The sequence below is a fragment of the Vibrio sp. NC2 genome, assembly GCF_025195005.1.
GTDB lineage: Bacteria > Pseudomonadota > Gammaproteobacteria > Enterobacterales > Vibrionaceae > Vibrio > Vibrio splendidus.
In genome coordinates this window covers 184231-207509 of sequence record NZ_JANVFC010000003.1, presented here as the reverse complement: position 1 = coordinate 207509, position 23279 = coordinate 184231, and the positions used below count along the sequence as shown (strand labels likewise).

Genomic DNA, 23279 nt, shown 5'->3' with positions numbered 1-23279 from the left:
GCACTAAAAATTCATAAAGGTAGAGATCATGAACAAGTTATTCGAAACATCAGAACTGAAAGGCCTAGAGCTGCAAAACCGTGTCGTTATGGCACCCATGACACGCGCTCGCACTAGCCAACCTGGAAACGTGCCAAACGACATGATGGCGACTTATTACCAACAACGAGCAAGTGCAGGGCTTATCATCACTGAAGCCACACAAATTTCAGATGACTCTCAAGGTTACTCATTCACACCCGGCGTTTATACCGATGCGCAAATCGAAGGTTGGAAATCAGTAACAACAGCAGCAAAAGAGCAAGGTGCCGCGATATTCTGCCAACTATGGCATGTAGGCCGAGTATCACACCCTACCTTTCAAAAAGGCGAGTTGCCGATTGCACCTTCAGCACTGGCACCTATAGAAACGCAGGTTTGGATCTCTGATGAAAATGGTAACGGCAACATGGTGGATTGCATCCAACCAAGAGAGATGACCCAAGCCGATATCGATCGTGTTGTTCAAGATTTTGCTCACTCAGCGAAAAAAGCCGTCCAGGCAGGGTTCAACGGAGTGGAAATCCACGGTGGTAATGGCTACCTCATCGATCAATTCCTAAGAACCAATTCAAATAAGCGCACCGACAACTATGGTGGCAGTCGTGAGAACCGACTTCGCTTTCTAATTGAAGTCGTGGATGCGGTAATTGAAACGATTGGTGCTGACAAAGTGGGCGTACGTTTAGCCCCATTCATCACCTTCAAAGACATGAACTGCCCAGACATCGTGCCAACGATTTTAGAAGCATCAAAGGAACTGCAAGCTCGTAATATCGCTTATCTGCACCTTTCAGAAGCCGATTGGGATGACGCGCCTGTGATACCTGAAAGCTTCCGTGTCGAACTAAGAGAGTTGTTCTCTAACACCATCATCGTTGCTGGCAGCTACACACCAGAACGCGCCCAAGAAGTGTTAAGCAAAGGCTACGCCGACCTGGTCGCATTTGGTCGCCCATTCGTTGCTAATCCAGACCTAGTTTCACGCCTACAAAACGGCAACGAACTATCCGATCTCGACGGCGCCACTCTGTTTGGCGGCAACGAAAAAGGCTACATCGATTATCCAGCGTTGTAGTCTTCCGAGATAAGTTAAAGTCTTAAGTGGCACTAGTATATTAGATTTATCAAAGGTATAGTTCTCTAGACTTTTAAACCGTTGGTCCGGATGAGAAAGTCATTAAGAGCTCTTCGGGGCTCTTTTTTACTTTCAGGGAATGAGAAAATTATGAGTTTAAGCAAAACTAAAACATCTTTTTATCGACGCCTACTTTTAGCCTATCTAGTCGACAATGGCTTTAATACCCTCCCCAAAATACAAGCTGAGATAAACATTCCACGCAGAACAGCACAAGATACTATTGCTGCGCTTCAAGAACTTGATATCGAGTGTGTGTTTGTGGGCGCATTAAAAAACGGCCACTACCAAGTAGAATCATGGGGGCCATTTGATAAAGTTTGGATAAGAGAAAACATACAACGAATTAGGGAAGCTCTAGACTATTGATTTGTGCCGTCGCTCTCTTTCTGAAGTTCTAATTTTTGGCGCGCTTTAACATCATTCCATGTTTCATTTGAAGCGCGTTCAGCCACTCGTTCTGAGTATTTTTTTACAGCTCGTCGAAAGACTCTCTCTTTGTCTATTTTTTTGTCTACTTCCAAATGTTCAATTAGACAAACAAAGTTCCAAAGCAAATCGCCTAATTCATCCTCTAAAAAAGCTTGCCTTCCTAATGTTATTTCTTCTTTAACTTCAGTAACTTCCTCTACAAGAGCATCTAAATAGGTTGAGCTGCCTTTAAACCAAGAGCCTTGTAGATCTCGTTGAGATTTTATAATCGCAATGTCTTGCAATTGTTTCAGCAGCTCTCCTGACTTAATTTCCATAGGCTTTCTCAAAGTTAAAATCAAAAGTAGGTGACGACGAGACTAAATTTGAATCCAATACCTTTCCGAATTCTTCCTTTACAATTTCAGAAGTTATCTTCGGTAATTCTTGGTACAACTCATCAATCGCATCAGCCCGCCCGGTTAGTAATTCATAAAACGATCGACCATCAATCTGTCGGATATCTTCACGAGAAGCTCTGCGTTGTTTAGTTTTATTGTCCGATGGTGAAAAAGGTGTGTTATATGCTTTTTGGCCTTTTGGTAAAATTTCTACATAGTAGCCAATATAACCAGATCGTTCAGCGACTGCTTGTGCCAAATCATCATAAATAGCGACCTTATGGTTACCTTTTGTAGTGTTGTGCTTATTTTTTATTTCTGCTACAACTTTTTTCTCATGTGAAACTATATCAATTAGTTGCCCGACAGGAAGATTGCTAACCCAAGCTATAGAGCCAAGAATTTCTTCATGTAAGCTACCAATAGCATTCTGCTTGGTTTTTTGAATTTGACGTTCTTTTTCTTGTTTCATCCACTCATCTAGACTGATCCCTTGCACTACGGAATCAATAGAAGCTGAAAAGCAATCTAAGGTGTTGCGGTACAAATCCAATTTTGTGTTTTGTGCTTGATAAATACGTTTGATACTGCCACGTATCGCTTCTTTTAACTCACTTCTGTCGAATGCTTTCATCATAACCTCTTAATATGAATGGGCATTATGGATCGAAAACTTAAGAGTTAGTACATGTAAAAAAAAACAGCTAAAATAGTGGACCTTCGAACAGAAATACTGTATATTAAAACAGTGCCAATCAATTAACGATTTAACTATATGGAAGCGTCATATGTTTGATGTCCAAAATGAAAAAGAAATAAAATACAGTGTTGAAGTCCTAGCAGATATTCTATCGCAATCTAAAGCAACGATTGGAGCTCGAATCAAACGTGGAGAGATCACACCGTGCCCTAAGTCAGGCATGATCCCTCTAGAGCAAGTCGAAGAGCACCCTGAGATCCAAACAATGGTTCAAACTCAGTGGGACGATGAACATGCGGTGAAATCGAATAGAACTTATAACTTGGTTGAATTATTTGCAGGTGGTGGTGGCCTAGCTATTGGTATGGAGCAAGCTGGCCTAGAAAGCGTTTTACTTAATGAAATGGATAAACACGCCTGTAATACACTTCGCCACAATAGACCCAATTGGAATGTGGTTGAGGGCGATATTTCAAAAGTCGATTTCACACAGATAACAGAAAAAGTCGATATCCTTACCGGTGGTTTTCCTTGTCAGGCTTTTTCATACGCTGGCAAAAGTTTAGGCTTTGAAGATACACGCGGAACCTTATTCTTCGAAATGGCGCGTGCGATCAAAGAAACTCAGCCCAAAATATTTATGGCTGAAAATGTAAAAGCACTGTTTACCCATGATGAAGGCCGCACCCTTGAAACCATCAAGTCTGTAATTAATGAGCTTGGCTACGAATTAGTTGAGCCTAGAGTTCTAAAAGCAATATTCTATAAAGTTCCTCAAAAGCGCGAACGTCTTATCTTAGTCGCTATCCGAAAAGATCTTGCTCAAGATGTAAAATTCCATTGGCCGTCTCCTTTCAAACGAGTAATGACATTGCGCGATGCTTTATATGCAGGAGAGCTATACGATACTGATGTTCCGGAATCACCAGGGCAAGAGTACCCCGAGCGTAAAAAAGAAATCATGAAAGAAGTGCCTCAAGGTGGTTATTGGCGAGATCTCTCAGATGACTTACAGCGTGAGTATATGGGAGGAAGTTACTTCTTAGGGGGTGGCAAAACAGGCATGGCACGTCGACTCTCATTAGAAGAACCAAGCTTAACGCTGACAACTTCACCGGCTCAAAAACAAACCGAGCGTTGTCACCCTATTCACACTCGTCCTCTTCAGGTTCGAGAGTATGCACGAATTCAAACTTTCCCTGATAACTGGGAGTTTCAAGGTTCCAAGAACGCCGCGTATAAGCAGATAGGCAATGCTGTACCTGTGAATATGGCAAGAGCACTTGGACATTCTTTGGTAAGACTGCTGAATGACATTGAAGCTTTAGATACTTCCTCGCTAAACAGTAATGACAACCATGCTTTTGAAAACGTTGATGAGGTAACGCACCTTAAAGATCAGCTTGTTAAAAAAGATATTTTAATCAAAGAATTACAGGCTAAAAATTGTACTCTTGCACTTGAAACTACGAGCTTAAGAGAGAAAATAAAATCAATCCAAAGCATTATTGCTGATTAATATCTTTCGTTACTTCAAGGGCATCATTGGTGCCCCTGAAGTAATCAGCTTAAATACCATGTTACTTTTTATAAATACCGTTGCTATATAAACATTCAAAAATAGAGTTATTCAGATCGAAAACATAACTTCCTGATGAATCACCTGATGAGTAAAGTTCACCATTACTTACTGTATACCCTCTAGAAGCTATACTTTTTACAATACCATTCATCGATAGTCTTGGTTCGAACTTGATTAATTCATCTACCCATCGTTTGTCTTCATCATTAAGACAGTTAAAATCATATTCAGGAGGTTGACGAAATTTTTCATTATACCAATGAATGGGAGGGTGGTTTAATTGTTCAAACCTACGTAATTCAGAAAACTGGACTTTCCAAATTCCAGCCAATTGTTTGACCGGCTCGTAATGCTTAGTATAACGCTTCTCATCGTTTTCCTTTCTATACATACTCATGGATTGTGCAGCCCATTTGACCCAAATATAGATTGAAATGTCGATTCCTCTATCAAGGAACTTGGAATAATGAAAAGAGTCTTTCAAGTCCATAGTCAAAGCAAATTGAGGGGGAATACCATACTTGTTAGCAATAAACAGGGGTGAAGCTTTTGATTTTAACTCCCCTAACTGTAAGCCATTAACAGCTAGATCTGGGTGGTAAGGGTTTACCTCTTTCTCTGGATGAATTTCAACACTACAGCTTGTATTTAATACACCTTCATTTTTCAACCTTTGAAAAGTATGTACAAATAACTCTTCTTGGGACTCCCCGTGCTTACACGCAAAAGACTTTTCATTAAGTTCATAGAACTCGATGACATTGTTTTTAAAATCCCTTAACTCATATGGCATATCTGATGTATCACCCTAAATCAATCAAAGTGGTTAGAAAACTGTGCTCCAAAACCTTCATTGCCTAGCTTCTTAAACGTAGATTCTATGATTTCAGTAGTACCTTGTATTCCTGTCAAAACATCCCAAAACTCATCAGCGACGAATGCTTCTTGCCTAGGAATTAAAGGGGCGACTTTTCCAGACTCTCGTCTCCAAAAATTACCTTTATGTGGATCAAAAGGAAAAGCCAAAAAGCACTTCATATTTTTGATACCTAACAATGCTCCATAGGAATACCAACACAGGATATTACGTAAAAATTTAGGACCGCCCCCTGCGTTCAACTGAGTCGTCTTCAAATCAAAAAAGTAATAAATATCATCTTTTAACAAAATGACATCGACGCCTTGTCCCTTGGGTATCGAGGAAAATTCAAGTACGCTCCGATCAATGTTACCTTCAACAAATTCATTTACCTCTATCCAAAATTGAGACAACGCTATCGTAGGATTTCGAAGCTTTCTCTCTTCCCAATTAGCAATGAAATTCAAAAGATTTTGAGGAATAATTGGCACTTTATTGTTGAACGTTGCTTCATCAAATACGGTATAGCCATTAGTATCCGCAAATGATTTCGCAAGAGGTTCCCAGACTCTCGTTCCCATCGACGTCTCTAAACCGCCAATAAGAGAACGAATCTTTCGCTCTCTAGGAAAGATATGATCCAACATATGAGTGACTTTAACTTCCTTTCCTTCAAAAAAACTATGAATACTCTGGCTAACCGTAGTTGATATAAGTTCTTGAATTTGTTTATGAGTTAACAATATTTTGATCACAAGCAATAAAAAAGTATGGTAAAAGTATCATATTTACATACGGGAATCACGCAACCCACAACCTATTGGTGGGAAGAACAACAATGAAAAATAAACCATTTAATATTTCTGGCCTGCATTACAGCATTGAGGTTCTAGCTGACATTCTATCTCAATCAAAAACAACAATTGGAGCCCGCATAAAGCGCGGAGAACTCACACTATGCGCTCAATCAGGCATGATCCCTTTAGAGCAAGTCAAAGAGCACCCAGAGATCCAATCAATGGTTCAAACTCTGTGGGACGATGAACATGCTGTAAAACCCAAGCGTACCTATAACCTCGTTGAACTGTTTGCCGGCGGTGGGGGTTTAGCTATTGGTATGGAGCAAGCTGGGTTAGAAAGCGTGCTTCTTAACGAAATAGATAGACACGCTTGTAATACGCTGCGCCACAATAGACCCAATTGGAATGTAATTGAAGGCGATATCTCAAAAGTTGATTTTACACAAATCAAAGAAGACGTAGATATTTTGACTGGCGGCTTTCCTTGTCAGGCTTTTTCATATGCGGGTAAAAGCTTAGGCTTTGAAAATACACGTGGAACTTTATTCTTTGAAATGGCACGTGCAATAAAAGAAACCCAGCCAAAAATATTTATGGCTGAGAATGTGAAAGCCCTATTTACGCATGATGAAGGGCGAACTCTAGAAACCATTAAAAGTGTTATTGATGAATTAGGGTATGAACTTGTAGAGCCACGAGTACTCAAAGCTATATTTTATAAAGTACCTCAAAAGCGTGAGCGTTTGATCCTAGTTGGGATCAGAAAGGATTTGGCCCAAGACGTGAAATTTCATTGGCCATCACCCTGTAAGCGAGTAATGACTCTGCGTGATGCCCTTTACGCCGGAGAGTTATACGATACTGATGTTCCGGAATCACCAGGGCAAGAGTACCCCGAGCGTAAAAAAGAGAGCATGGCTGAAGTGCCTCAAGGCGGTTATTGGCGCGATCTTTCTGATGAATTACAGCGTGAGTACATGCAAAAGAGCTACTTCTTAGGTGGTGGTAAAACAGGTATGGCACGCAGACTCTCACTAGAAGAACCAAGCTTAACGCTGACGACATCACCGGCTCAAAAGCAAACAGAGCGTTGTCACCCCATTCACACTCGTCCTCTCCAAGTCCGAGAATACGCGCGAATTCAAACTTTCCCTGATAACTGGGAGTTTCAAGGTTCAAAGAATGCCGCGTATAAGCAGATAGGCAATGCAGTACCCGTAAATATGGCCAGAGCACTCGGCCACTCTTTAGTAAAACTCCTTAATGACATTGATGGGAAAAATATTATGAGCCCTTTAGATATTAAAGTTAAACAACAATTAGAAAAAATATTGAAACTTGATTCTCGTATCGATGAAAAACTAAATGACATAAAAAATGGAGATGTTAGTCCATATTTTCTAAGTTTAATGGGACTAGAGACAACACTGACATATAAATTATCAGTATCGTTATCAACGACATTTGGGATGAGTTTCTATGAACAAGTATGCGAAATTTTAGCTAAAGAAGCTGGCTATGAAGTTAAAAGGCAGCACAAGATTTTGGGTGAAGTAAGTACAGAAGTGAATGAGTATTTGCAGCAAACACTTGATAACACAGCCTATATACCAGATAGAGAAACGGAGCTACTTAAAATAGCTGAATTAGCTGGAACAGGAGTAGAAAAAGAACACCCAGATAGTACTGTTGATGTATTTATCAAACTGCCTGATGGCACAGAAGTTTATATTGACATAACCACAGTAAAACCAAATAAAAAAGAATTTCGAACAATGAAGCGAAAACTCCTTACCTGGACTGCTATGCGACTAAGTGTCGACCCAGAAGCAAAAGTATGCGCTTATATGGCAATACCATACAACCCTGAAAGTGGTAGTTATTCCAGATTTTCAAATTGTTATCACAGAAAAGACCTACTTGTAGAAGATGAGTTATGGGAACTAGTATCTGGTGGAAAATATAATTCCAAGAAGATTCAAGAAGTGTTCAAGTCGCTAAATCAAGAAGTAACAAGCAAAGTTAAGAATAAACTCGATGAGGTTTTTAATAGAAACTGACCGTCACAGCTCTAATGTATTCCGACAGGCAAAAGAAAGGCTCGCATGACTAGTGCGAGCCTTATGCAGTTTAGGGGGTAAACCACAATCTAGTTTAATCTTAAGATTAATTATTTAACTTATGAGCCATTATGCACTTGTGCGCATTGATATTCTATTTTTAAATGATTCACTGCAATTAATCAATCGATAAAAGTTAGCGTTTGGTCAATTTAAACCACATAAATAACAGTGATTTAGTGAACGACGTCTAGAAAATCATCATAAAATCCATAGAAATCATATTTATAGACTTCTCATTTGCCAATACCCTTCACCATTAGTCGCGAGTTGGCTGTGTAAATAATCAAGCGTATCCGCGACCGTTCCCGCAATGCCTTGGGGAGGATTGAACAACAGCAAACCACTACCGATCAGGCGATCATCACCCTTAGGATCTCGAAGGCGAAGTTCCGACTTAATCGGACTTGGCAGCAAACCATCTTTCACTGCGGTCACACAGTGGTTCAAAATCAGTGAGCTCTTGTCATCCGTGTAGAGCGGGTACCAAATTAGTGCAGATACCTTCTCAGATTGCTGATACGCCTTAACTAAGGCATCAATCACCGCGAGATATTCTGAATCGGTTTCATAGGGTGGGTCGATAACAATCAGATGGTGGTTGTCATGTTTAGCAACATCATCAGGTAACGCTTTAAGCCCATCACCTGCGCTAATCGTAAGCTTGCTTGAAACATCTAGGTTACATTGTAACTTCTCAATATTGGTTTGCAGTAAATCAGCTTCATCTTGCTGAATGTCTGAAAAATAGAAACTATCTTGGCTGCGACCTTGTTGGTAAGTGATGGCGGCAGAACCCGGATACAAAGAGATAAGTTGATTTGGATTGTAGTATTCCAGTACCGACATAAAAGAAGCGAATGCCGGAGGAAGATAAGCCTTATTGCGCCACAAGTACCCGACCCCTTCAGCAAACTCACCTGCATGATTGCTTGGTGCAGTAGTGAGGTCATAACACCCTGTACCTGAGTGCGTGTCGATAACATTGAGGCGTGAATGTTGCTGCATTAATGACTGAACAAGTGCACTCAATACTGGATGCTTTAGCGCATCACCATGGTCGCCTACATGACATTGATGTCGATATTCCATTCCCTTGCCTCATTTCTACGAACGTCATCTAAACATACTTCATATCATGAGGGCTTGCCTGCTCAATCCATCGTTTTTTGAAATAGGCTCACTTTTCTCTAACCAATTGACTCTTATAAAAAATAAAGCCCCTGAGCTTACTTAGGGGGCTAAGTGAGTTCAGGGGCTTTCATTATTGATTTAGGTTAATAGCGTAAGTAAATCGGCCTAGCGTGCATAAGCTAGCTTAGCTTGACTAAGGGTACTCACCCTCAACTTCCACTGGCGCTTTCACTTGGTAGTGACAAGGCTGTAGGCCAAGTAACTTAGGCAGTGTGATGCCGACAGAAACTGAAGACCACGTACCGCTGACAATGCCAACCACGAGTGCAATAGCGAAACCTTGCAGCGCAGCGCCACCCAGTAGCCAAAGCGCTGATACGGTAATTAGCGTTGTACCTGAGGTCACCATGGTGCGTGAGAAGGTCGCTTTAACCGATTCGTTAAGCAGGTTATCAGTATCACCGTTTGGATTGCCGCGCAGCATTTCGCGTACACGGTCGGCGATGATGATCGAGTCATTCAATGAGTAACCGAGAATCGCTAGCACGGCCGCCAATACGGTCAGGTTGAACTCAAACTGAGTAAAAGCGAACAGACCCAAGATAAGCGTCACGTCATAGATGATCGCGGCAAGCGCACCCAGAGCCAAACGCCATTCAAATCGCACACTCAGGTACAGCATGATCATTAGGAAACATACCAATACCGCCAAGCCACCTTGGTCAACCATATCTTGACCTACTTGAGGGCCAACTACGCTGCTGTTAAGCACTTTTACTTGGTCACTTACCGATGACAAAGCATCCACTAAGTTTGGCTGTGGAGCGTCTGTCAGTTGGCTGTAACGAATAGTCCAGCGATCCTGTTCTGCCATACCAACCACTTGAACGTCTTGTTGAAAAGCCGTGTCGAGCTTGGTTTTTAACGCATCTTTGGTTACTTGATCAGAGAGTTGAACCTCGGCAACCACACCGCCAGTAAAGTCCAAACCCCAGTTAAAACCTTTCACTGCCACCAGCATCACAGAGCTCATGAACAGCACAATAGAAATCACAGACATCACCTTACGAAGGCGAGTCATATTGCTATTTGAAAAATAGCGGTCTGAAATAGTCATTTTTGAAGTACTCATGCTTAAATCCTTACATCGTGGCGTTGGTCACGCCCCCAAACCAAATTGATGATCGCTCGTGAAGCAAAAATACCCGTAAACATACTGGTTAGAAGACCTAAGCCCAGTGTCAGAGCGAAGCCCTGAATCGGTCCATTACCAATGGTATATAGAGCCACAGCAACGATCATGGTAGTGACGTTAGCATCGAAAATTGACGAGAATGCGCTATCGAAACCACGGTCGATAGAGCTAGCAAAGCTGCGCCCTTCTTTCATCTTGTCTCGAATACGCTCGAAGATAAGCACGTTGGTGTCCACCGCCATACCAACGGTCAGTACTAAACCCGCAATACCCGGCAGAGTTAATACCGCACCCGGTAGCAGCGCAATCAAACCAAATAATGTGGTCATGTTAACCACCAATGCACAGTTCGCGACCCAACCTAAGCGGCGGTACCATAGCGCCATAAACGTTAGCGTAAGGCCAAGACCAAGTGCCAAAGCAGCAAAGCCGTTGGTTACATTTTCAGCCCCCAAAGATGGGCCAATGGTACGTTCTTCAATGATGGTCACAGGCGCAGTCAATGACCCCGCACGCAGCAGTAACGCAAGCTCTTGCGCATCAGCCAAGCTGCCAGCGCCTGTGATTCTGAAGCGGCTACCCAGTTGAGATTGGATGTTTGCCACACTAATCACTTCGCTGTCTTGCTTGCTGTTGCCCGCTCTATCACGGCTGTATTCGCTGTACACCGTTGCCATTGGCTTACCGATGTTATGACGTGAGAACTCGGACATTTTCTTACCACCAGAAGAATCCAGCGTAATGTTGACTTCTGCACTGCCCATCTCACCAATGCCACTGCGAGCATCAATAATGTGTTCGCCACTCAACACAGCCTTGCGGTCGACTACCACACGGTTGCCGTCTGAATCTTTCAGGGTTTGAGTACTGCGAGTGGCATTGTCGTACACCGAATAGAACGCCAAAGATGCCGTTGCACCAATCACGTCTTTCGCAGCTGCAGGGTCTTGTACACCCGGCAGTTCAATACGAATACGGCTTTCACCTTGACGTTGAATCGATGCTTCCGTGATGCCTAATTCTTCAATACGGCTGCGCATGATTTGCAGGTTTTGTTGAACCGTAAGGTTGCGTAGCGTTCTTTGTTCTTCTTCAGACTGAGTTAACGTTAGCGACTTGTCTGAGCGGTTACGTAGCCATTGTGGGAACTCTTGACGAATCAGCTTCTGGGCTTTTTCGAAATCGGCGTCGGTACGGAAATCAAACTGAACTTGGTTGTTGACCACTTTACCGCGGGCATAACGCACTTCGCTGGTGATCTCGTCGACCATCGCTTGAGCTTGCGCGTGATAAACCGGCTCCATATCCACTTCTAATAAGAACTGCACACCACCACGCAAATCAAGGCCTAACTGAATCGGCGCAAAGCCCATGTCAGTTAGCCATTTAGGTGCTGCTGGTTCCATCGCTAGCGCAACTGTCGCGTTATCCAATAGGCGCTCATTAAGCACCTCTTTGGCTTTCGCTTGTTGTTCAGCATCTTCTAAGATCACGACTAAACGTTGGTCTTTTTGAAATGCAGATTTGGCTTGGATGCCTTCGCTCGCAAGGTATTGAGTAATTTGAGTCGCATCGATTGTCTGCTCAGAGCGATTGCTGATTTGAACCGATGCATTCTCGCCATACCAAGAAGGTAAAGCACTCAGAACCATGATGATAATGGTGGCGATAAGCACCGCGTATTTCCACTTTGAATAGTGGTTGATTTGTTTTCTTGGAATGCGTTTTTTCACAGTCAAGATCTCTTCTTTTTACCAATCACCGTAAATACGAGCTCAAAAATAGCACCGGAAAAAAGCAGTGAACGGGCGTTTAACCAGCTAGGATGACCAGTTATTTACTACGATTGGTATAACTAATGTTTTGCGAACACGATCGATAGCTGAAACCAGAACAAGCTGATTGAATGGTAGTGATGCTAAAGCTGATGTCGCTATGTTTGTCTTGGTTAACTGGCGCGTTCAACGGGCACTAGGCGACCATCGATACGACCAATTTAGGGTCAAACGATTAGCTAAGAAGTTCTCGGAAATGCGAGTATTGGATGTTGCCCTCTTTCCACCCAGAAAGCCGGGAAGACGGAGAACTCACAATACTGGTCCAGTGCAGCTTGGAATCCAACAACGGCGTGTTGAAGAGCAGGGAAGCCAGTATTGAGGGGGGAGAGAAGTCAATCAGTAGATGATAAGCAGGCTCAAGATCAGCCACGCTTTCTTGCTCGTTACTGAGCATACGTCTGAAGTTTGCAGCTTGGAGGCTCGACTCAGTGTCGTGATAGTTGGAACTGTCACCGGAAGGATCGGTGCCAAACTGAGCTTTGTTGCACTCGAAGTAGCTCGACGGATTATCCGTAGCGGCTTGTTTACACTGTTTTATCGAGGAAGATTGTTCATTCTGCGAAGATTGCTCTTGAGCCGAATGAATTTGAAATGGCTTAGAAGGGAACGAATAGCCGTTAGAGTTCACTAAGCCAAAGCTCAGTAAAAACAACATTAAGACTAATCGGGTACCTAATTTAAGCAATCTAATATCCAAACAACATTCTCGTAGATCGTCAATCTACAATACAAATGAAACGCTGTCTTGATTTAAAACATTTTTTTAGAAAATGATACGATGCAACCGATTAGGCACTCACGGCATTTAGATTTATATACCTCAAAAAGAGCTCAACAAAGCTTGGTGCATAGATATTATGAATGGTGTAAAAACAAGAAAGCCAAGCGATGCGCGCTTGGCTTTGGGTTAAGTGTTTCTGTCTGCTTTAGGCTTTAGGCTTTAGGCTTTAGGACGCATGATGTTCTTAACCTTACGGCTATTTTCACCAAAGATGCGTTGGACAAGTTGATTCATGTCTTCCGCAGTGATCGACCTCGCCACTCGCTCAACTTGAGACAAAGCTTCGATGTCGTAACCATGAAGTAAATAACGAGACAAATACCAGGCTTGGTCGATGGAGCTCATCTCGAGAGGCGTGAAGTCAGCTTCAAACTGTTTCACTACCGCTCGCATTTCCTCTTCAGAGACACCTTGTAGAAGGTCGGCAATCACCTTATCGATCGCCACTTCCACTTTATCAACGTTCTCAGGCGCTATCATCGCACCAATAACCCACTCATGACTCAGTTCGCCATCTGCAGACGCCGAATACGTATAAGGTGAGTAATCTAAACTCAACTCTTCACGAATATAAGCATCTAAGCGAGTCGCCAGCAGTCGTTCTAGCAAGTTTTCCGTGAAGATATCTTTTGCCGTCACGCCTTGGTCGGTTTCGGTTGTAGGTTCAGAGATGACTCGTAAGACGTACTCTGCACTATTCACATTATTGATGGCTAAATCAATGCGTGATTCAGATGGCTGCTTGTAGGCCACCTTAAAGTCAGGAACGTCGGCTTTTTCTAATGGAATCGAAGCCAAGTATTGCTCAACCAATGGCTTTAATTCACTTGGGTCGATATCACCCACGATCACCAATTGGTTATGTCTCATTTGACCAAACAGTTGCTGATGAAGATTAGCGATGTCTTCCACAGAAACTGCTTCAACACGTTCTTTACCCACAAAGAGGTGGCCACTGTCCTGACGATAGATGTTCTGGTTTCTTGCGCGTTCAAACTGGCCAACAGGGCTGCTCAAGAAAGATTCCTGACCCTGTGTAAACTCCTGCTTCACTGCCTCTAACTGATCGGGAACAATTTTAGGCGCAGTTATGAAGGTATAAAGCGCAGCAAGCGTGTCTTCAAGCCCGTCTTTATTGATATTAAATTCAATACCATGACGAGTATTACCAATGAAGGAATCGGCGCGAATATTTTCACGATCAAAGTACGCTAAAAGCTCAGAGCCCGTAAACTCACCGGCACCGCTTCGAGCGAAAGTAGGTAATGCGACCTCAACCGCTGGGTACAAGCTCGGATCCAAAGCGGCTTTTCCGCCAAGGCTCATATACATTACACCGACATCATCACCTGCCACATAATCACGCAAGTACCACATATCGATACCATTACTTAACGTCCACTTTTGGATGTATGGATCTACGGACATTTGTTCAGCAAGCACAACCTCGCCTTGCGAGCTAGGTACAGCAAAGGCACTGGCTGTTCCAATCGCAAGCGGCGGAATTCCCGCCTCGCTATACGTGGTTTTTAAGCTATCTAGAGAGTTGATGACCGCAGTTCTGTCTTCATTGTCGTCCATCCCAATAACAATAAAGTAATCATCAGAAAGTAGATTCTTGATGTTGTCGTTAATCACTTCAAGGCTCAAGTTATCAATGAAAGCTTCCAAGCTGACTTGATAGTCTTTCTGTGATTGGACAATTCGATCAGTGACTAACCTGCTCACTTTGTAATTCGCGTGTTCAACGCTGTCCATTTTATCCCAGTCATGCTCAATGTTATCCAGCAAGTCTTGGTAGTAGTGCAGTTCACCAACAATATCCGTTTCCGAAACACCAAAATCACGCAGTGATGCCAATGTAGAAAGCAGATCTTTTTGGATAACTTCGCGGCCTCCAGTCGGAAACCCAACACTTATTGACGAATAGTACAGAGAACCCATTCGATAGCTATCAGACGCTATCCATTGAGTCGGCAGCGCGGCATCATTGAACACCGCTTCTAATCGCTGTCGAATCAATTGTTGAGAGGTTTCATCTAACCTGCGTTGGTTCTGCTGAGCATGATTTTCAACTCTATTTAAACCTCGGTTAAACGTCAGAGTGATGCTTGGCGCTTCTCTTCCTGCGTCCTCAACATAATCATCTTCATTGAATGAGGTCACTTTCTGTTTATCTGGTCTCGGCGTGTCGCCACGTTCCCAGCTAGAAAACTTTTCTTCAATGAGTGGAATCACGGTTTTGATGTCCACATCACCAGAAACGACCAGCTCAACTATTTGAGGTTGATACCAAGTTTGATAAAAGTTGGTGATACCTTGAGGAGTGGCATTCACAATAGACGATTTAGTCCCTAGTGCATCTTGCGATTCGTAAGGGCCGCCTTCAATGAAGTGATCATAATATATATCTCCGAATGACTTATCATCGAGGCGAGCCATACGAAACTCGCCAAGAACCACGCCTTTCTCTTTTTCGACTTCTGAACTTGATAGATCCAGGCCATCACCAATGTCACGCATCCACGTCAGGGCAGACTGCAATTGGACGTTATCTGGCAAATCTAACTGGTAGACCGTCTCTTCATAAGAGGTGTAGGCATTAATATCAGCACCGAAGCTAGCGCCTGCATCTTCAAATAAGCGAATCACGTCATTTTGAGAGAAATTCTTGCTGCCATTGAATGCCATGTGCTCCAGAAAGTGAGCATAACCTTCTTGCTGATGAGTCTCTTGAATTGAACCCGCGTGCACGACTAAACGAACAGATACGGATTCTTCATGATCTGGATAAACATGGTAGGTAAGGCCATTTTCTAGCTGGCCTGATGTCCATGCCGGATCCGGCTGGATTAAGGTTTCAGTGGTTTTTGATGTTGAGCTACAGCCAACCAAAGTTAGGCATAGTGCCGTCGCTAAATAATATGTTTTCATAACAACCTCTTAATGTCATTCATCGACAATATACAGATTGAGTTAACGATTATTATTTAATATTGAACCGGATGAGTATCTTTGTGATCTAGATCTTTATTTTATAAATCACTATACGTTATGTAAGATTGATTGTGCTCGTTTAAAGCAGCGTTTTGATAAGAGCCTAGTACATCCATTTAAACTCGCTAACTACATCCATTTAAAATCAATGGCTACATACATTTAAGCTAGTTTGCTACATACCCTTAAAGAGCGCTTGCGAAGCGCGGCTGATCGGTAACTTCTCTCCTGACACATAAGCAGACATCTGGCCTGAAAGCCCTTTCTTCACTTTATCAATGGCTGACACTTTCACCACCACCGAGCGGTGGATCTGCCAAAACTCATCTGGGTTAAGCTGCGCAATCAGCTCTTTTAGCGACACGCGAAGAATAAGCTCCTCTAGCAAACCGCCTTGGCCTTTTTTGAATATAGACACGTACTTGTCTTCCGCTTTGAAGTAAGCGACATCATCGACTGCGATTAGGTGAATGTCTTCTCCGACACTGGCTTTGAGCCACGTGAGATGTTTCTTCTGCTGTTGATAAAGGGGCTGCGATAGATAAGGAGGCTGCGTTTGCTGGGAAGTCGATTGTGATAGCTGTTGAAGCTGAGCCATTAACGCTGTGATATCAGGTTGTTCAAGGGGATTACCTGTTTGCGTTTGGCTGCTCGACAAACGCGCTTGCACCTTCTGACATGTGGCCAGTAAGCGCTCTTCGTTGATTGGCTTAAGTAGGTAATCCATCGCATTATGTTCAAAAGCTTTGACTGCGTATTCGTCATAAGCCGTAATGAACACAATCAATGGCGGTGAATCTAGCTTGTTTAATTGTTTCGCGAGCGAGATACCATCCAGCTCAGGCATACGAATATCGAGAAACGCCACGTCGGGCTTAAGCTGCTGAATACTCTGCATCGCCTCCAAACCGTTTTGTGCCTTACCGACGATCTCTAGCTCCGGCCAAACCTCAGACAAACTCTTGTCTAGGTGGTGCCTTAACAGTGCTTCATCGTCTGCGATAATCGCCGTTACGCTCGGTTGTACTGCTGGGTTGTTCATGGTTAGTCCTTTAAATTCACACTGTAAATCGTCTATTTTTCGTCACTGTTCTGTGCTTTCTAGTCTGTAATTCTAGGCGGCTGCGTCAGTCAGCGGTAACAAGATCGTCGACACTACCCCGCCTTCAGCGTGTTCAGTAATCGCTAGACTCGCCTTATCACCATAAAGGGTTTCAATTCTTTGACGAATATTGCTTAACCCAACACCGTGACCCGTATTCGCAGAAGGCGTTTTCAGCCCTGCGCCATTATCAGCCACTTCAATTTGTAGCTGCTGGGCTTGTTGAGTAATACGAATATTCACTTGGCCACCAGCGGCTTTGGGTTCAATACCGTGTGTGAGTGCATTCTCGACCAAGGGTTGAATCAAGAACGGTGGAATCACCTGCAAATCGCTAATCTCGTGTATTTCAATCGAGAACGTTAAGCGCTCACCCAAACGTATCTTTTGGATATTAAGATAAGCGTCTAACAAGTCGACCTCTTGTGCGATGGTCGATTGCTCGGTGCGGCTGTTTTTCAAAGTCACGCGCAATAAGTCAGTCAGTTTTTCGAGCATCAACTTGGCTTTCGCGCTATCACTCTCAATCAACACATTGATGGTCGCAAGTGTGTTGAACAAGAAGTGCGGTTCAATTTGGCTTTGCAGTTGCTTGAGCTGACTAAGCACCACCACCTTTTCTTGATCGGCCTGACGACGCTTGGCCACTTCCAATTCGTTATCAGCGCGTAGTTGTTGCTCTCGGGTGTAGAAATAGTAATAGCAAACCGAACAGAAGATCACACCGAGCAAGACTACAGATTTAAGGTCCGAGATATTGGCCCCGAAATATCCGTTCAACCAATAGTGCGCGTTCAAGGTACCAAAGGTCATCGCAATCACCATTGAGATCCCGACATCAAACACCTTTGATTTCCTCTTAAACACCTCAACCAAGATAAAAGAAGAACCCACCGCGCTGTAGCCAAAACCAAAGCTTATCGCGAGATTGACCACAAGATCGCCGCCCCAAATCGTTTGAGTGGTGATGGCGATAACGAAACAAAACAGAGTGGTCAGCGTAAAGCTTTTAATCCATGGAAACTTACTGTTTGAAAAAGTGTTCATTAAAATCGTCCTTTGATATTTAAAAGAATCATATGACTATCGGGTAAGTTGGCGTAAGCAGAATCACTTTTACCGCCTAGAAAGCGTGCAGCAAGTTCCAAATCCAACGATGAATTGCCATTATCTAAAGCCTGATAGTTGAGCCACTGGGTCGCAATAAAGCCGCCGTCTTGAGGAGACAACATCACATCAAATGTCGGCGTGATATCTTCAAACCAGCCATGTGTCGAACCCAGAGACCAGTGAAACATGATGTTGTGCTGAACCAAATTGGCGTGTTGATAACCTTGAGCGTAAGACCCTGCTAGTGATGCTGTCATCGCATTAACAGACAAAAACTCTGCACTTTCTATCGCGCTTTGCCACTCAGAATGACTCCACGCTCGGCTATCAAACCAGTATTCCAACACCACATTGTGGCCGGTGTCATTGGCCCACGTTAATCCTGCTAACGCTTGATAAGCCTCGCCCTGCTCTTCAAGATAAACCGGTTTAAGCAGTAAGTTAGGCTGACTGTAGCCAAGGCTTTGTCGTTGATAGACCACCGAGCCATGAAACTCCCAAGCGAGGTTCAACACCGACACTAAACTCGCCCCAAGCAAGCCGTGGCGTACATCGTCATAATAAGCAACCCACTGATACTCATGATCACCCACTAGGTTGTAACGACGCAGCCCAAAGCCTTGTTGCTGGTTTTGCTTTTCGAATTCATTTACGTCTTGAGAAGTCCACGAAGAATCACTGTAAAGCAGTGTCCATTCTCCTGTCATATCGAACAGTGACGCCGAGGCCACTCCTGCACCCTCTTCTGCAACAATACCAACGGGATTTTGTCGATACGGCTTGATGATGTCTAAAGGTCGATAGCCATAGCCTACGCCCCAATCTAGGCGAACCTTACCGAGCGTGACATCGAAGTAGTGATCACCAACGAGTGAATTGGACAGTTCAACACCACCTTGCCAAAACAACTCACGCACAATGAATTCAGACTCAAAGCTCGCGTCTTGTTGTTGAGGGTTGTTGCTTAGAATATCGTTGGCTTTCACTGCGAACAAACCAAGCCAATTGTTATATCCAACCTCTAGATCCAGCAAGCTATTTAAGGACTGACGATTATCAGACGCTAAAGGGCTGAATGGCGACTCTCTCGATTCAACGGCTTCTGCACTCAGTTGCCAGTCCCACGCCAAGCTCAGGTCATCCGCTTGAATCGTGTTACTCACACAAGACAAGGCAAGTAAAGTAGCGATTGAAGACTTGATGTGGAATCGGCGATTGGAAGCTTTCATGGCATTCACCTACAGCCCAGACACGCTGTTACGCGATAAATAAGCAGGGTTATAGTATTTGTCTGCCAAGGCTTGTTCACTCACCTCGCGGTACTCAATCACGGTTTTCTTGCTTGGCTGAATCTTATCGAGCAAGGTCATCGACACCACTGTTGGTAATCCATCACGCACGCCTTCAGTAAACCATGCTTGTTTCGCCAGTTTTCCTGAACGCAGGTACAGATCCGCTTTAACTGGAAACGCTCGGTCTGCTGTTAACCACAGATCAATCGACTGATAGCTGGCACCCTTGGTTTTCGCAGCGAGCTTTAGGTGATGGGTATCGAGCGTCTCGCCAGTCGGCATCTCAACCTGTTGCTCGGCAACCCACTCACCTTGGTAATCTTCGCTCCAAGTGAGCGTTGAGATGTCCCCTACCGAGGCTTCGCCCAATAGCTTTTGCATCGGTGTAATACGAATTGGGCGACGAGATTTCGGCATCAGCAACCAATAGTTATCTTCAATCATCAGCATCTTTTGACCAGCCTCGACGGCTGATTTAAAGACGACTAATGACTCTCGATTTGGTCTTGTATAGACGTTGTATTCACGGGTTTTATCCAGTTGATCGTCTTGATACAGCGCCACCAGAGACACTACCTTAGAGGCTTGTGCGCTGTTCAATCGGTAACTATCCGCCTTAGCGATCATCTCTGTGACTTGTTGTGAATCGACTGCCCAGCTTGGTGTCGATGCTAGAACCAAAACCAATACAGAACCTAAAACAGTGAGTGAACGAGTAAATTTATACATAAACCAGCGCCTCCGTGATTGGCTTATTCACGCCTTTGCGAGCAGAAAAATAAGCAGCTAGCAAACATATCGTCAGCACACCTAAAGTGGCGTAACCAACTAATTCCAATGAGAAGTAAATGTTGAGTGGGTAGCCTTCGGTTCTGCCTGGAGGTGGCGGCATCTGTATATCAACTACCAGCAATAACAGCGACACTAAACCACTCACTAACGCACCTATTGCACTGCCAATCATCGCCAGTAATCCCGCTTCTTTTAAGAAGCCCGCGACGATTTCAGAGGGGTAACTGCCGAGTGCTGACAAGGTGCCGATTTCACGAGTGCGTTCGGTCACCGACATGGTCATGGTGTTAAACAGCGACACAAACACCACCAATGCCATCACTGCGCCCATGATGCCGAAGATCCGGTCGTAAAGATCTTTAACCTTGGTGTAGAAAAACGCGCGATCTTGCCACGGGGTGATCTCGATCTCTGTGCCTTGCTCGCTTTGACTTGCACTATTTCGATCTAAAGCAGTTTGGATACGCTGTTGAACGGTCGAGGTCTTGCTTGTCTCAAATAGGAACACCGACAAGGTACTGACTTTGTCTGATGCTAAAAGCTCTTGCGCGGTAGTGATGTGTACATATAGCTGACGTTTGTCTAGCTCAGGAACCCCTGTCGAGTAGATACCCTGCACCTTAAAATCAAAAGCATTCAAAGCACCGTCACTGGTGGTCGCGAGCAGTGTCACCCAATCGCCAACCGCAACTTTGAGGTTACGAGCAAGGTCAGTTCCCAGCATCACTTGTGGCTCTTGGTTGTCGTATCTTGGTGACTTCACATCCGACAGGGTTTGCCCACTGCGCACATCAAGGAAAGGTCCTTTCATATCGAACTCACGCTCATTCACGCCCGTTCCCATAAAGATGGTCGATTTGCTGCCGTTAGACACCAAGCCACTAAAATAGACTCGCGGCTGTACGCCACGCACGTCACTGTCGCCAATAATGCTCTTGGTGAGCGCTTGAACATTATCGAGACCATTGCTCAGCGGCATGTCTTCATCTTGCTCAAAATAACCCGGTGTGCTCAAAGTAAGATGACCAGTATCGCGCGCGGTCGATTCTCTCAAAGATTCGTAGGTATAAAGTCCGTAACCACCGGCACTGGTAAGTGCGAAAACCGCAATCGCGATGATCAACACAGAAAGCAAACTACGACGACCGTTTCTTAATAAGTTAAGCCAAGCCAAACGCATCGAAGTTGGAAGTAAAAACGTGCTCATTCTTTGTGTTAACTTGCCCATGAGATAGCCTCCGTTGCTGTGATTTGTGGCGCCAGTTGGCCGTCGATAAGTTCAATCACTCGGTCACAACGCTGCGCCATTCTTGGATCATGCGTTGCGACAATAAAGGTGGTGCCCATTTCGTGGCCGAGCTCTTTCATGATATCGATCACAAGGTTCGCAGTGTGACTGTCTAAGCTGGCTGTCGGCTCATCAGCAATCACCAAGCTTGGGTTATGAATCAGCGCTCTGGCTATCGCAACACGTTGCTGCTGACCGCCTGAAAGATTGTCTGGGCGGTGATGAACGTAATCCCCTAGCCCAACACGCTCTAACATGTCTTGTGCTCTGGTCTGCTGTTCTTGCTTAGAGCATTGGTTCAACATCAATGGATAAGCGACATTCTCAAGAGCCGTCATTACAGGAACCAAATTGAAGCGCTGAAACACAAAACCCAACGACTGACGACGAAAACGCGCAGCGGCGATTTGCTCTGTCGGATACGGCTGGCCATCAATGTTGATCTGCCCTCGATAGTTCATGTCCAACAAACCCAAAATATTCAAAAGTGTGCTTTTCCCTGAACCCGACGGGCCACATAACGCCACCATTTCACCACGTTGGATATGTCCATCGACCCCGTTTAATGCATCAACACGTTGACCGCCCGTGACATATGCTTTGCCGATATCTTTAAATTCAATCATTTCGTTGTCCTCTGATTACCAATCCATTCTCAAGCTATCGCAAGCCGCAATTGAGCTTTCACAGCTGTTATTTGGCTTTGGCAACTGTTACTTGGCTTTCGCTATTAGGGCCTTCGCTGTCATGGTCTCGATGTTTCCGGCATCGGTACTTTCCATTTTTTCAAGCCACACCTGTGCTTGCTCGAAGTCTTCAGCACGAATCGATGCGGTAATGGCATAACGGTAAATCCATGAGGTCGCAGCGAAGTGTTGTTGTTGGAAATCATCTTCCGCGAGTAACGAGAGGAACAAGTCATAACCACGATCGAAATGGTTAAACATGTCTGGCAGAGAGGTGTAAGTAACGGCGGCCATTGCGCGAGTTAGGTAAGAATCTGGCAGCCCTTGAACACGAGGTTGCTCATGAATCGGTTGGTCTTCGTCTTTAAGCAGCACCAGTGATTTATCAATGGTTGATAAGCCTTTCTCCACATACTTCATCTTGTTCCAAGGTAAGAACGCATCACGCCCCATCAGGGTTTCTGTGCTTCCTAAATAAACTAAAGTCAGTGGCGTAGCACCATCTTGTTGTAACGTGTCATTCAGGCGTTCGTAAGCCACCTCAACCAGATCTTCATTGCCTTGCGCGGCTTGATTGTAGATATCAAGAACGTCTGAACTTGGGTTAGCCTGCGCCAAAGTGGGTGCGAATGAAACAAGTGCAACCAGCAATGAACGCTTAAGCACAGAAGTGGTAGAGCCTGAATTTAATGAGTGTGAAGTAGTCATGATTTCTAATCCCTTTCAAATGTTGACGTTGAAAGGTTAACTAGAATTTGTCATGCAGTTTTATCAATGCGACGAATGGTAATTACGAGGAGTGAATGGTTGAGTTAGGGTGTGAGTGGTGGGAGCTGCAAACAAAAAGCACGAGTAGGAAAGGATAAAATGAGTGGGAAAAAACGTATCTGACATTTCCCAATTCAAGCCTTGATCGAAGCTGACTGATTTCTGCCCCAAAGCTTCTTAGCCTCAACGAACCGGTTACCAGAAAAGCATCGCATGAGACCAAACTATTCTAATCCATTAAGTAGC

General features: G+C 44.1%; 20 protein-coding genes. 4 read left to right on the top strand and 16 right to left on the bottom strand.

What is annotated here, in order from left to right; genetic code table 11:
* Positions 1 to 28: 28 nt before the first annotated feature.
* Together NX845_RS06300 and NX845_RS06295 are read left to right on the top strand one after the other, a co-directional pair.
* Positions 29 to 1117 carry an alkene reductase gene (locus tag NX845_RS06300; RefSeq protein WP_260256663.1) on the top strand — a complete coding sequence of 363 codons (1089 nt, stop codon included), beginning with the start codon at positions 29 to 31 and terminating at the stop codon, positions 1115 to 1117.
* A 150-nt stretch (positions 1118 to 1267) separates the two neighbouring features.
* Complete coding sequence (locus NX845_RS06295) at positions 1268 to 1546, top strand: helix-turn-helix domain-containing protein (RefSeq protein WP_311319393.1); 279 nt, start codon at positions 1268 to 1270, stop codon at positions 1544 to 1546.
* Here NX845_RS06295 and NX845_RS06290 read toward each other — a convergent pair.
* The gene (locus tag NX845_RS06290; RefSeq protein WP_260256662.1) at positions 1540 to 1926 is read right to left on the bottom strand and encodes a MazG nucleotide pyrophosphohydrolase domain-containing protein; all 387 of its coding nucleotides are present in this window, start codon (positions 1924 to 1926) and stop codon (positions 1540 to 1542) included. The two genes, NX845_RS06295 and NX845_RS06290, sit on opposite strands and share 7 nt — an antisense overlap.
* Positions 1916 to 2623 (bottom strand): Eco47II family restriction endonuclease, encoded by a 708-nt coding sequence (locus NX845_RS06285; protein ID WP_260256661.1) that lies wholly within the window; start codon positions 2621 to 2623, stop codon positions 1916 to 1918. The genes NX845_RS06290 and NX845_RS06285 overlap by 11 nt, the downstream gene beginning before the upstream one ends.
* A gap of 154 nt (positions 2624 to 2777) precedes the next feature.
* Between NX845_RS06285 and NX845_RS06280 the strand changes: the two genes are divergently transcribed.
* On the top strand, positions 2778 to 4208 hold the full coding sequence (locus NX845_RS06280; RefSeq protein ID WP_260256660.1) for a DNA cytosine methyltransferase: 1431 nt from the start codon (positions 2778 to 2780) through the stop codon (positions 4206 to 4208).
* A 61-nt stretch (positions 4209 to 4269) separates the two neighbouring features.
* Here NX845_RS06280 and NX845_RS06275 read toward each other — a convergent pair whose 3' ends face one another.
* Both NX845_RS06275 and NX845_RS06270 read right to left on the bottom strand, forming a co-directional pair.
* Entirely contained in the window at positions 4270 to 5064 is a 795-nt protein-coding gene (locus tag NX845_RS06275) for a hypothetical protein (RefSeq protein ID WP_260256659.1), read from the bottom strand.
* Between the two features lie 20 nt (positions 5065 to 5084).
* Positions 5085 to 5873: a TdeIII family type II restriction endonuclease gene (locus tag NX845_RS06270; RefSeq protein ID WP_260256658.1), complete on the bottom strand. Its 789-nt coding sequence runs from the start codon at positions 5871 to 5873 to the stop codon at positions 5085 to 5087.
* Between the two features lie 95 nt (positions 5874 to 5968).
* Between NX845_RS06270 and NX845_RS06265 the strand changes: the two genes are divergently transcribed.
* Positions 5969 to 7990 carry a TdeIII family type II restriction endonuclease gene (locus NX845_RS06265; protein ID WP_260256657.1) on the top strand — a complete coding sequence of 674 codons (2022 nt, stop codon included), beginning with the start codon at positions 5969 to 5971 and terminating at the stop codon, positions 7988 to 7990.
* Between the two features lie 285 nt (positions 7991 to 8275).
* Here the strand turns inward: NX845_RS06265 and rlmJ are convergent, their stop codons facing one another.
* The 12 genes from rlmJ to NX845_RS06205 all read right to left on the bottom strand — a co-directional run bounded on the left by rlmJ (position 8276) and on the right by NX845_RS06205 (position 22973).
* Positions 8276 to 9142, bottom strand: coding sequence for a 23S rRNA (adenine(2030)-N(6))-methyltransferase RlmJ (rlmJ, locus tag NX845_RS06260; protein ID WP_102447494.1), 867 nt, complete (start codon positions 9140 to 9142; stop codon positions 8276 to 8278).
* A gap of 235 nt (positions 9143 to 9377) precedes the next feature.
* A complete protein-coding gene (gene secF / locus NX845_RS06255; RefSeq protein WP_004732672.1) occupies positions 9378 to 10316 on the bottom strand; it encodes a protein translocase subunit SecF in 939 nt (312 codons plus the stop codon).
* Between the two features lie 2 nt (positions 10317 to 10318).
* Positions 10319 to 12118, bottom strand: a complete 1800-nt coding sequence (secD, locus tag NX845_RS06250; RefSeq protein ID WP_017084986.1) for a protein translocase subunit SecD — start codon at positions 12116 to 12118, stop codon at positions 10319 to 10321.
* Positions 12119 to 12389: 271 nt separating this feature from the next.
* Entirely contained in the window at positions 12390 to 12872 is a 483-nt protein-coding gene (locus NX845_RS06245; RefSeq protein WP_029405832.1) for a hypothetical protein, read from the bottom strand.
* A 285-nt stretch (positions 12873 to 13157) separates the two neighbouring features.
* The gene (locus tag NX845_RS06240; protein WP_260256656.1) at positions 13158 to 15932 is read right to left on the bottom strand and encodes a pitrilysin family protein; all 2775 of its coding nucleotides are present in this window, start codon (positions 15930 to 15932) and stop codon (positions 13158 to 13160) included.
* 238 nt (positions 15933 to 16170) lie between these two features.
* A complete protein-coding gene (locus NX845_RS06235) occupies positions 16171 to 17037 on the bottom strand; it encodes a LytTR family DNA-binding domain-containing protein (protein ID WP_102482897.1) in 867 nt (288 codons plus the stop codon).
* Between the two features lie 72 nt (positions 17038 to 17109).
* Positions 17110 to 18144 carry a sensor histidine kinase gene (locus tag NX845_RS06230; protein WP_102482896.1) on the bottom strand — a complete coding sequence of 345 codons (1035 nt, stop codon included), beginning with the start codon at positions 18142 to 18144 and terminating at the stop codon, positions 17110 to 17112.
* Positions 18144 to 19436 (bottom strand): hypothetical protein, encoded by a 1293-nt coding sequence (locus tag NX845_RS06225; protein WP_260256655.1) that lies wholly within the window; start codon positions 19434 to 19436, stop codon positions 18144 to 18146. The genes NX845_RS06230 and NX845_RS06225 overlap by 1 nt, the downstream gene beginning before the upstream one ends.
* Positions 19437 to 19445: 9 nt before the next feature.
* The gene (locus NX845_RS06220; RefSeq protein ID WP_050643573.1) at positions 19446 to 20228 is read right to left on the bottom strand and encodes an outer membrane lipoprotein-sorting protein; all 783 of its coding nucleotides are present in this window, start codon (positions 20226 to 20228) and stop codon (positions 19446 to 19448) included.
* The gene (locus tag NX845_RS06215) at positions 20221 to 21519 is read right to left on the bottom strand and encodes an FtsX-like permease family protein (protein WP_102511678.1); all 1299 of its coding nucleotides are present in this window, start codon (positions 21517 to 21519) and stop codon (positions 20221 to 20223) included. The genes NX845_RS06220 and NX845_RS06215 overlap by 8 nt, the downstream gene beginning before the upstream one ends.
* Positions 21507 to 22205 (bottom strand): ABC transporter ATP-binding protein, encoded by a 699-nt coding sequence (locus NX845_RS06210; protein ID WP_260256654.1) that lies wholly within the window; start codon positions 22203 to 22205, stop codon positions 21507 to 21509. The genes NX845_RS06215 and NX845_RS06210 overlap by 13 nt, the downstream gene beginning before the upstream one ends.
* A gap of 87 nt (positions 22206 to 22292) precedes the next feature.
* The gene (locus tag NX845_RS06205; RefSeq protein WP_065680977.1) at positions 22293 to 22973 is read right to left on the bottom strand and encodes a hypothetical protein; all 681 of its coding nucleotides are present in this window, start codon (positions 22971 to 22973) and stop codon (positions 22293 to 22295) included.
* Between the last annotated feature and the right edge of the window lie 306 nt (positions 22974 to 23279).

Bases quoted from the DNA above. Each gene is read 5' to 3' on its own strand.
- NX845_RS06240 (WP_260256656.1), bottom strand. From the start codon at position 15,932: ATGAAAACATATTATTTAGCGACGGCACTATGCCTAACTTTGGTTGGC.
- secF (WP_004732672.1), bottom strand. From the start codon at position 10,316: ATGAGTACTTCAAAAATGACTATTTCAGACCGCTATTTTTCAAATAGC.
- NX845_RS06230 (WP_102482896.1), bottom strand. From the start codon at position 18,144: ATGAACACTTTTTCAAACAGTAAGTTTCCATGGATTAAAAGCTTTACG.
- NX845_RS06290 (WP_260256662.1), bottom strand. From the start codon at position 1,926: ATGGAAATTAAGTCAGGAGAGCTGCTGAAACAATTGCAAGACATTGCG.
- NX845_RS06220 (WP_050643573.1), bottom strand. From the start codon at position 20,228: ATGTATAAATTTACTCGTTCACTCACTGTTTTAGGTTCTGTATTGGTT.
- NX845_RS06245 (WP_029405832.1), bottom strand. From the start codon at position 12,872: ATGTTGTTTTTACTGAGCTTTGGCTTAGTGAACTCTAACGGCTATTCG.
- NX845_RS06280 (WP_260256660.1), top strand. From the start codon at position 2,778: ATGTTTGATGTCCAAAATGAAAAAGAAATAAAATACAGTGTTGAAGTC.
- NX845_RS06285 (WP_260256661.1), bottom strand. From the start codon at position 2,623: ATGAAAGCATTCGACAGAAGTGAGTTAAAAGAAGCGATACGTGGCAGT.
- NX845_RS06235 (WP_102482897.1), bottom strand. From the start codon at position 17,037: ATGAACAACCCAGCAGTACAACCGAGCGTAACGGCGATTATCGCAGAC.
- NX845_RS06215 (WP_102511678.1), bottom strand. From the start codon at position 21,519: ATGGGCAAGTTAACACAAAGAATGAGCACGTTTTTACTTCCAACTTCG.
- NX845_RS06275 (WP_260256659.1), bottom strand. From the start codon at position 5,064: ATGCCATATGAGTTAAGGGATTTTAAAAACAATGTCATCGAGTTCTAT.
- rlmJ (WP_102447494.1), bottom strand. From the start codon at position 9,142: ATGGAATATCGACATCAATGTCATGTAGGCGACCATGGTGATGCGCTA.
- NX845_RS06300 (WP_260256663.1), top strand. From the start codon at position 29: ATGAACAAGTTATTCGAAACATCAGAACTGAAAGGCCTAGAGCTGCAA.
- NX845_RS06265 (WP_260256657.1), top strand. From the start codon at position 5,969: ATGAAAAATAAACCATTTAATATTTCTGGCCTGCATTACAGCATTGAG.
- NX845_RS06225 (WP_260256655.1), bottom strand. From the start codon at position 19,436: ATGAAAGCTTCCAATCGCCGATTCCACATCAAGTCTTCAATCGCTACT.
- NX845_RS06210 (WP_260256654.1), bottom strand. From the start codon at position 22,205: ATGATTGAATTTAAAGATATCGGCAAAGCATATGTCACGGGCGGTCAA.
- NX845_RS06205 (WP_065680977.1), bottom strand. From the start codon at position 22,973: ATGACTACTTCACACTCATTAAATTCAGGCTCTACCACTTCTGTGCTT.
- NX845_RS06295 (WP_311319393.1), top strand. From the start codon at position 1,268: ATGAGTTTAAGCAAAACTAAAACATCTTTTTATCGACGCCTACTTTTA.